The sequence below is a fragment of the Sinomicrobium pectinilyticum genome, assembly GCF_003725735.1.
Classification (GTDB): domain Bacteria; phylum Bacteroidota; class Bacteroidia; order Flavobacteriales; family Flavobacteriaceae; genus Sinomicrobium; species Sinomicrobium pectinilyticum.
This window is the reverse complement of the sequence record NZ_RJTM01000205.1, coordinates 1-8,587: the sequence shown is the minus strand read 5'-3', so window position 1 is coordinate 8,587 and position 8,587 is coordinate 1. Positions and strand designations below refer to the sequence as shown.

Sequence of the window (8,587 nt, the reverse complement as noted above, 5' to 3'; positions counted from 1 at the left end):
TAATTTACGAATTAATTAACTGAATTACAAATGTTTATTTACTTCTGAAAGTGCCTCGATAGCGAAAATGAAAAACCCCGTTTTTTTGGCTGTTTGGCCATTTTTCGGGGTTTTGTTTCTCTAATGTACGGATTAATACACTGAATTACAAATGTTTATTCACTTCTGAAAGTGCCTAATTTGAATTCACACAAAATTTTGGATACTGACAAGAAGAGCTTCAATTCATGTTAGTCTTTACTAATATTGTTAATTTTATATGTAAAACTAATCAATAGATATCTTTGTAAAAGTTCACTCTCCGAATCTTGTATATAATCATTAGTTGTATATCTGTATGCACTTATATTTTCATTTAATAAATCATATATTCTCAACCGTGCAATTCCTTTGCCTTTAAATAACTCCAAACCTAAACTAATATTCCAAAGAGTATTAGATTTACTAAAACCAGGTCTTATGTCTGGTCGATAATTAAACTGTAGATCGTTTTCTAAAATTATATTTTTTGGCCAATAAGTTGTAGTATTAACACCTATGGAGTGTGAAAATATATTATTATCATTCAAAAATTCATTGTCATATGTGGTTATTATCTTTCTTGGACTATAACTAGTCTTAAACTCCAATAAATCTCCATACCCATATATAAAACTGAATAGTGGATACATACTAAGCCTACCCGTCCTATATTTAAAATCATTCAAAAAATTATATGTTCTCAAATATCTCATATTAAACCCAACACTATACTTATAAGAAGATAACTTGTTCTTGCGTATTTTATTAAAAGAAACTCTAAAATTGGAGTTCATATTTCCATCTACATTAGTAAAAGTTGTACTATTTAAAAAATCACCTTGTGTTTCCTTTATTTGCGCAATTGCATTATCCATATATTCAAAGCTTCCATAAACAAATATCCCGGATTTCATTTGATAGTTATAATTATCGTAACTTACGGAAAAAGCATTTGAAACTTCAGGCTTTAAATCTAAATTCCCAGTTATAATGTTTAAAGGGTTCGTCACATTAGACACTGGTGATAAAAACTCAATTTGCGGAAACTCCGCATTAGTTTGATAAGTGAAATTTAAATTATTACCATTATTTATTTTATACTTTATATAACTATCCACATAAAAGTTATTAAATGATTGTATAATTTTATTTAATGATAATGTCTCATTATTATTCTGCTTTAGATAGAGCCATCCCAATGAAAAATCAGCAGAAACTTTATCCCCTGCATACTCAAGACCTACAGATAGAATGCTAGAATAGTTTTTTACAGTCAAATTAGAGCTTAATTCATCATCAAAACGATCATAATCTTCATTATTATCATTAGAGTTGTATATACTGCGATTAAATTTCTTCACTTCTTTTGAAACTTCATATTTTAAATTTAAGAACAGTTTTTGTTTTAGAAAATGTTGGTACTCAAGTGTCCCTTTCCAAGCGTCTTCTCTTGAGGAATTCTCAATTAATTGATTTGTAGTTGAGCCCTGATTTAACACATTAAAAACTTTTAGATTGGCGTCAAGAAATTCATTATAAACTTTATCTATATTAGTATTTGAAAACTCTATATTTAAATAACCTCCTTTGTTCTTGAATTTACTCAAATAATCAATCTTATTGCTAAACTCTTTTTCATTTCCTGACAAACTACTAGAAGTAAAGCTGCTGTTTTGTATCTGATTATCTTCATTTATTGTCTCTGAAGAGGTAAAATTATCTTCAACTTTCTTAGTAAAATCAAAAGAAGGAGAGATAATTATTTGTGAGTATTTTCCTAAATTATAAACAAGTGTAGAATTCGATGAATGGTTATTTTCTCTTGCATAATTTGTCGATTTGGATTTAGTAAAATAATGTTGATTAGGCAGAAAATATTCTCTGTCCACTATCTGATTATTATCCACTTTTATATCTGAATAAAAATACTCCACAAACAAGTCACCTCTGCCGACCCCGTCAGTAAAATTAAATCCAAGATCACTACTTGTTGATATTCCTTGTCTATTGCCCCTCCAAGATAAATCTCGCGCATTTCTGCTAAGTTCAGATAGGTCATCATAGGTGAAACCTGGATTGTCTATATTATTAGCTCCCCCCAGTAAACTAATTCTCTGATTTCCATTTAGATAATTCACTATACCACTAATTTGATATTTTTTTTGATCTCCATAACCAGCGGAAAGTCTACCAAAAACCCCCTTATCATGATCTTTTTTTATTTTAATATTAATTGTCTTATTATCCGATGATGATCTACTATTGGTAAATTCCTCCTTTTCAGTTTTTGAATCAACAACCTGGATTTTATCAATCATATCTGTTGTAAAACTCTTAGTAGCTATTTTGATGTCTTTGCTGAAAAAGGGTTTTCCGTTAACCAAAATATTATTAACCTCTTTTCCATTTACTCTTATTTTCCCATCATTTTGTACCTCGACACCGGGTATATTCTTTAATAAATCTTCCAAAGTGGAGTCTGACCTTGTATTAAATGACTTAACATTAAATTCTAAAGTATCTTTTTTAACCAAAATAGGAGATGCTTCACCAGAGACTATTACTTCCTCTAATTCAAGGGATGATGAATTTATTAAGATTTCTCCTAAATTGATTTGTCTATTGAGAAGTTTAATTTGGCGGGCAAAATTTTCATAACCTACATAAGAAACGTAAAGAAAAAGTACATCGTTATCTGTTTCTCCAATTAATTCAAACTTTCCATTTTTATTGGTAATAGTATAACTGATTAATTTTCCCTCCCCTGAAGACTTAACAAATACTGTGGCTGATTCTAAGGCTAATTTTGTGTCAGAATCTTTTATTAAACCTTGTATATTGAAATCTTGAGAATTTATAAGGTTAGTACCCACCAGTAGTATTGTACACACTAGCTCTATTAAATTCTTCATTAACCTTATTGAAATTACACCTAAAACTCAAGATTAAACACTCACTTTTCTTTCACATTTTTCTTTAGCTACTTCAGACGAGTAATACCTATAAAGAAAATCGTAGCAAACCATTTCGTGAACCCTATTTTTAGACATGAATAATCTATTCATAAACATATGAATATAGCTTGTCATTAAACCATCTAATAACACGTCCAATCTGTCTTTCTCTTTATATTCTAATATTTTTGAAATATATAATTCAGACTTTTCCCTTTTTATCTTCAATAACTCTAATATCTCCTTATATCGATGATTGCCTTCTTCTTGCAAAGTCATAAAATATTCTATATCTCCCCTTTTAAGTCTATATTTATCATCCAACTGTTTTTTTAATGCTCTATTTATTCCATGCTCTTTTGCAAACCCACTTTTCATTCTTGTAAGTAAATCCAATTTCTCATTTAATGAATAATTAAAACAACTTAAAAGATTATCGACAACTTTTAGCGCAAATAGCCATCTAAGTTCCTGTCCCTCTCCTTCATCAATCATAGCCAAAAATGACAGAATCATTTGACTTTCATGGAAAAATAAAGTTTCTGACCGATCAATAGTATAAACTCCATATCTTTCTAACTCTCTGGTATATGTATCCATTTGAACTTTCCACACTTGTTCATAGCCTATAAGGTCTTTTAACAAGGGGGTTAATCTGTTTATAATTAACGAGATATTACTAACTTTGGAACTATAAAACCTAATCCTCAAATGATATTTCGGATCTGAATAGCGAATAAAAAACCACTTATCAATAATCTTTTCTCTTATTAGATCAGATACAAAAGGTTTTATTATCTGAGTAAGAATATAATCAGAAGTTCTGGGTCCAGTATATATTTTATAGTATAACCAATTTTCTCCTGGAAGAAAATTTCTAACCACTCCATTTTTAGGCATCATTAATTTTTTTAGAGTTATAAAAAGGAACTATTATTTCATTAGCAAAAGATTCTCCTTTTTCATTTTTTACAATTCCGTCTTCCATAAATAAAAATTCCGCTATTTTAAAAGAGTTTCTATTTTTGACTGTTTCTAATAGAACTTTTACGGAATCCAAATTATGTAAATTAATTAATAATTCATTATCTCCATCAAGAAGTGAAATATACTGAGGAATGTTTTTCGTTTCTTTAAATTGACCGATCTTTTCTTTAAGCTTTATATTATCATCAATAACATTATATAAATGCTTCACATCCTCTTTATCCAAATGCCACATTGCCTCCTGTAATATTATGTTTTTATACTCAAATCGGGGTATAAATTTATATTCATTTACTAAAGGTCCCAAAGTCATTTCCAATACTGGCCGTACTTTTTGGTTCTGCATGTCACCCAAAAAATGATAGATGGGTAATGTTTTTCTCCAATAACTATGTGCGTTTGTAAGTTTCGGAATAATCTCCTTACCTAATCTTTTAGACCTGAGAAGAACTTTACCGTTATAATTAACTGACACATACAATTCATTTAGTGAAATTTGATTGCCGTTCGATAAGTTTGATTTTGCTAAATACGGGATCTCAAATTGCCTAAAACTTGGTCGTAGCAATATATTTCCTACTCTTGATTCAGGTAAATGAACTATTTCAGCTAAGATTTTATCTTTATTCATTAAAGTTTCTTTATCTATAATTTCTTGAGCTAATATATTTATGTCATCATTACCATGACAAAATCTCCCTATAAGTTTAGCACCACTTGACCCTCCTGCGACACTGAGTTTTACCATTTCTTTGCCATCAATAATTCCTACTGTTCCCTTAATCCATAGAGAATCCGGTAAATCTCTCCAATTTTCCTCAAATTCCTTAAAATCGTCATCTCTTAGTTTTACAACATATAATTCCTTGGAAAAAGCCTGTGTGATTTTGTTGAACAAAATCTTGTGTATAGGAGATAAAGTTATTCTTGTATCATTACTACCATTTCTTTCGGGTAGAATTAAGTCATTAATTAATGGGTTTATTTCACCTGAACTTTGGTCTTGTCTGTAACCAACACCTAACTCAGTATCAAGAGCCTTTGATAGCAGAACCTCTTTTTGTTCATATCTTTCTTGAAAAACAGCTTTAAATCGATCTATAAAACCATTTTCTCTTGGTAGAGTAATCTTATTTAAGAAAGTAAGCCCATCCTTAATTAATTCAACCATTGACGCACTTAAGAGATTATGTTCAACCTTGGAAAACATATCTGTTTGAAACAGATATTTTAATTCAAAATCTGTCTTTAAAGTTTCTAAATCTTTACTAATTTCTATATATTTTTGAGGAGGATTAGATAAAGTCTTATCCAAAGCCTTTAATTTAGTTTGCGTGCGCTCAATAACATCCAACAATTCTGATGTTCCCTCGAGCTTTTGTAGTATATTTTTAATTTGTTCTATGAATTCTGGACCAGTGACCGAAGGTTCTAATTCGCTAATTAAAAGTTGATTATCTACAAGTTCATATATAAATTCAGAAGCCTCTTGTTCCGTAATTTCATCATCCACCAATAAATTTGATAAATCTTTTAATAATGCACCACCTTTTGCTCTATCAAGAATCTTGCTAAGATACGGTGAGTCTTTTACAGCAACTATATGATGGTATCTTTGACCATTTATATAGCCATATTCCACATATCTAAGTTGTCTTCCTAAACTGTACAAGCTCGTATTGGGATAAAATAATAATTGTTCTTTAATTCCTTGTATTTGAACAAGATCTTGAGATAAGGAGACAAGATAGTTCATATCTAGTCTTGTATGCCTATTATTACTTTTGTAATTTGATAATTTTATATTTGTATTATCCTCGAATTTACCTACAGCACATCCTGCAAATAAGCCAAAAGGTGTTGGCCTTGTTGACATTCGAAAAATATATTTAAGTATTGAAGTCTTTAGCCTATTTCTTTTTTTTTCTTCTTTTATCTGATTATTCTCCCATCTTACTATTTGTTTGTAAAGTGGAGGAGAAGCGAGAAAAATAGCTTCTCTTATGGTAGGATCTTTTAAAATATTTTTTATTCTTTCGTCGGATATGGTTTCTTCAGAAGTTAGGTTTTTAAAAAAATTTAGGGAAAGTAATGGCGTTCTTAGTATGTACTTATTATAATCTGAATAAATATTCCTTTTTTTCATATACTCTAAATAATTTTGTTTTTTACTGGAATGGGTGAGTAAATATTATTGAGGCAAGTCCAGAAGGTGTGAAACAAACCATTTGAAATTATTTAGCGATCTCCTATCTATTTCTCATCCAAGTATGTTCCCGGTATGTTTATTGAATAAAATCACTTCCAAATGAAGTTTGATAGACTAAGTTAACTGATCATTAAACATTCATCCCACGAATAATCACCAGAAAGATGACTAAGTAAACTTAACCCTATACCTGTTATTCCTTCTAATAAAGATAAATCTTCCTGCCAGTCCTTTTTCATGCCATTCCATTGTTTAAAACCAGCATACCCATCCTTATAAATGGCCCTTTTCAAACCATCCTTAATCCAAAACTCTGCTGCTTGGCGAAATATCCCTTCATTAGTTTCTGCAAACATTCTATTAAATATTTGTGCATTTCCAAAAGACCCATGACAAATACCTGCGTCAATCACCCTACTATCTTTTGAAGAAACACGCCGTGCGGAATGTTTCAAGATGCTAATAGATAAATCTTTAAGCTTAGTGTCCTGAAGGTTTTTTGAAACTTGCCAAAACGAAATTCCTACACCTAAATCTCCGTAGCACCAAGCCAAACGGCTCCCATTTTCATTTGCTTTTCCATCCTTTATCCAATTGGGAAATAAAGAAAAACTTTTCATATCTTTTGCCATTTTGGACTTGATGTACTCCACACCACCATAGATCATCGGCTTCACATGCATCTGAAATTCTTCATATTTATGTAGTCTGGAAAGAAAATTAATTACACTTGACATCCCATGTGACAAGCTTAAATTATACCCTTTAACTTTTGTATCTCTCTTAAGCGTAGATAGCCATTTTACGAATCTTCCTTCTTTTATTGATATCTCATCTAACATCAAAATTAGTTTCAACAAAGATTCTTTATACTGATTTTTTAGCAACTTTGACTTTGTATTCTCATATCTTTTTAAAAAATAGTAACCATAGCCAATAGCTCCATGAAGGAAATCATAGTATTTATCATCCATGTTCTTCATCATCAGATGATTTAGAGGCTTGTCCAAAGTAATAAGTAATTCGTCATTATTATTGTCTATTATCTGCTTATTTTTCAAATGGTCAAGAACCCACCCCATACCAGCTAACCCCATACAATATGTTGGCATTGAAACTCCTTTATTTACTTTATTGACGCCTTCTGTTAAAATTTTAATCCCTTTATTGTATAAGTCTTCATTGTTGGTATATTCAGCATAATAAAGATAAAGCATGGCAATTCCCGATATTCCTACTAGTCCTCCAACTTGTTCATAGTTTGAGCTATAAATATCTAAAACGTCAATAATATCATCTAATTTTTTTTTAATTTCGATTTCACTTATCATAGTAATTATATGCCACTTAAAATTTCTAAAAACTTTAGGTTCACCAGTCAATTTATCGCATGAAAAAGACCAGTTTTTAAAAACTGGTCTTTTCCTTGTAAGAAACTAACCTTCTTGATCAGCATCACATGAATCTGAACAATTTGTAGTACCACAACATGATCCACCACAATCAGAGCAAGTCTCTTCTGAAGTAGCACCTCCTTTGATACTGTTCTGTAGAGATAAGTCTGTAATCACAATCTTACCTAAATCTAACGATTTTAGTGATTTTTTTTCCATAAAATAAATATTTAAATTAAACAATATGCTTAAATCAAATATACAAATATTTGTAATTAAATGTAGTTTTTACTTAATTTATTGTTGTATTTTAATACAAATTAATGTGGGAAATTAGTAAATAAAGATAAATAAATTCATTTCCCAATGCTCTGCCATTAAAGTTCGATGTACTCTCTTTAAGTAAAAAACGAGGGATAAGAACCTATTGAATTTCATCGAATAGTTTCCAGATGAACAAAGGTGCAGGCAGTATTTAAAACTGTTTTGAGAAGACAAGGTATGGCCTACAAGAAGGGTCAGGAGAATAAGCATCACTGGTTCTAGGCTAAATGGCAAGGGTAGTACGCAAGTTGTTACTTCAGGACCATCATAAAAAAGTTAAAACAATCCTTTTTGACCTTTTCAGGAGGATTGTTTTTTTATTAAATTTATAGGAACTAAAATTTTACACCATGAAGAAAAAACAATTAAAAACCAGGCTTACGTTAAACAAGCAGACCATCAGCAGGCTATCCGGTAAAGAAGCATCCCGCATTATGGGAGGTGACGGAGATACTACTCAAAATCACACCGTCTGTGATTGCGATCTGGCCGAAACAGACCAGGGCGGTGGATGCGAAGGTTCATTTATGTTAGTCTGTGAAACATTAGGGTGCGGGGACAATACCGGAACCCGGCTGCCCTCCTGTTGGAATTGTTAAGAGATACAATAGAAAGAAAAATGAATAGTATAACCCAGACATGTTTTTTCACGACATGTCTGGGTTTGTACTTTTGGACAATTTCTTAAAGGGATAAAG

Annotated in this window: 6 protein-coding genes; 1 reads left to right on the top strand and 5 read right to left on the bottom strand. The window is 30.8% G+C overall.

Annotated elements, in window-relative coordinates; translation table 11 throughout:
- Positions 1 to 230: 230 nt before the first annotated feature.
- From ED312_RS23270 to ED312_RS24035, 5 genes are all read right to left on the bottom strand, one after another.
- Positions 231 to 2,933 (bottom strand): outer membrane beta-barrel protein, encoded by a 2,703-nt coding sequence (locus tag ED312_RS23270; protein WP_123218418.1) that lies wholly within the window; start codon positions 2,931 to 2,933, stop codon positions 231 to 233.
- A gap of 33 nt (positions 2,934 to 2,966) precedes the next feature.
- Positions 2,967 to 3,878, bottom strand: coding sequence for a thiopeptide-type bacteriocin biosynthesis protein (locus ED312_RS23265; protein WP_123218417.1), 912 nt, complete (start codon positions 3,876 to 3,878; stop codon positions 2,967 to 2,969).
- Positions 3,868 to 6,108 carry a lantibiotic dehydratase family protein gene (locus tag ED312_RS23260; RefSeq protein WP_123218416.1) on the bottom strand — a complete coding sequence of 747 codons (2,241 nt, stop codon included), beginning with the start codon at positions 6,106 to 6,108 and terminating at the stop codon, positions 3,868 to 3,870. The genes ED312_RS23265 and ED312_RS23260 overlap by 11 nt, the downstream gene beginning before the upstream one ends.
- 182 nt (positions 6,109 to 6,290) lie before the next feature.
- Positions 6,291 to 7,502 carry a lanthionine synthetase C family protein gene (locus tag ED312_RS23255; RefSeq protein WP_148044363.1) on the bottom strand — a complete coding sequence of 404 codons (1,212 nt, stop codon included), beginning with the start codon at positions 7,500 to 7,502 and terminating at the stop codon, positions 6,291 to 6,293.
- Between the two features lie 105 nt (positions 7,503 to 7,607).
- Positions 7,608 to 7,784 carry a hypothetical protein gene (locus ED312_RS24035; RefSeq protein ID WP_170164615.1) on the bottom strand — a complete coding sequence of 59 codons (177 nt, stop codon included), beginning with the start codon at positions 7,782 to 7,784 and terminating at the stop codon, positions 7,608 to 7,610.
- A gap of 455 nt (positions 7,785 to 8,239) precedes the next feature.
- Here ED312_RS24035 and ED312_RS23250 point away from each other — a divergent pair, with 455 nt between their 5' ends.
- On the top strand, positions 8,240 to 8,488 hold the full coding sequence (locus tag ED312_RS23250) for a class I lanthipeptide (RefSeq protein ID WP_123218414.1): 249 nt from the start codon (positions 8,240 to 8,242) through the stop codon (positions 8,486 to 8,488).
- Positions 8,489 to 8,587 lie beyond the last annotated feature (99 nt).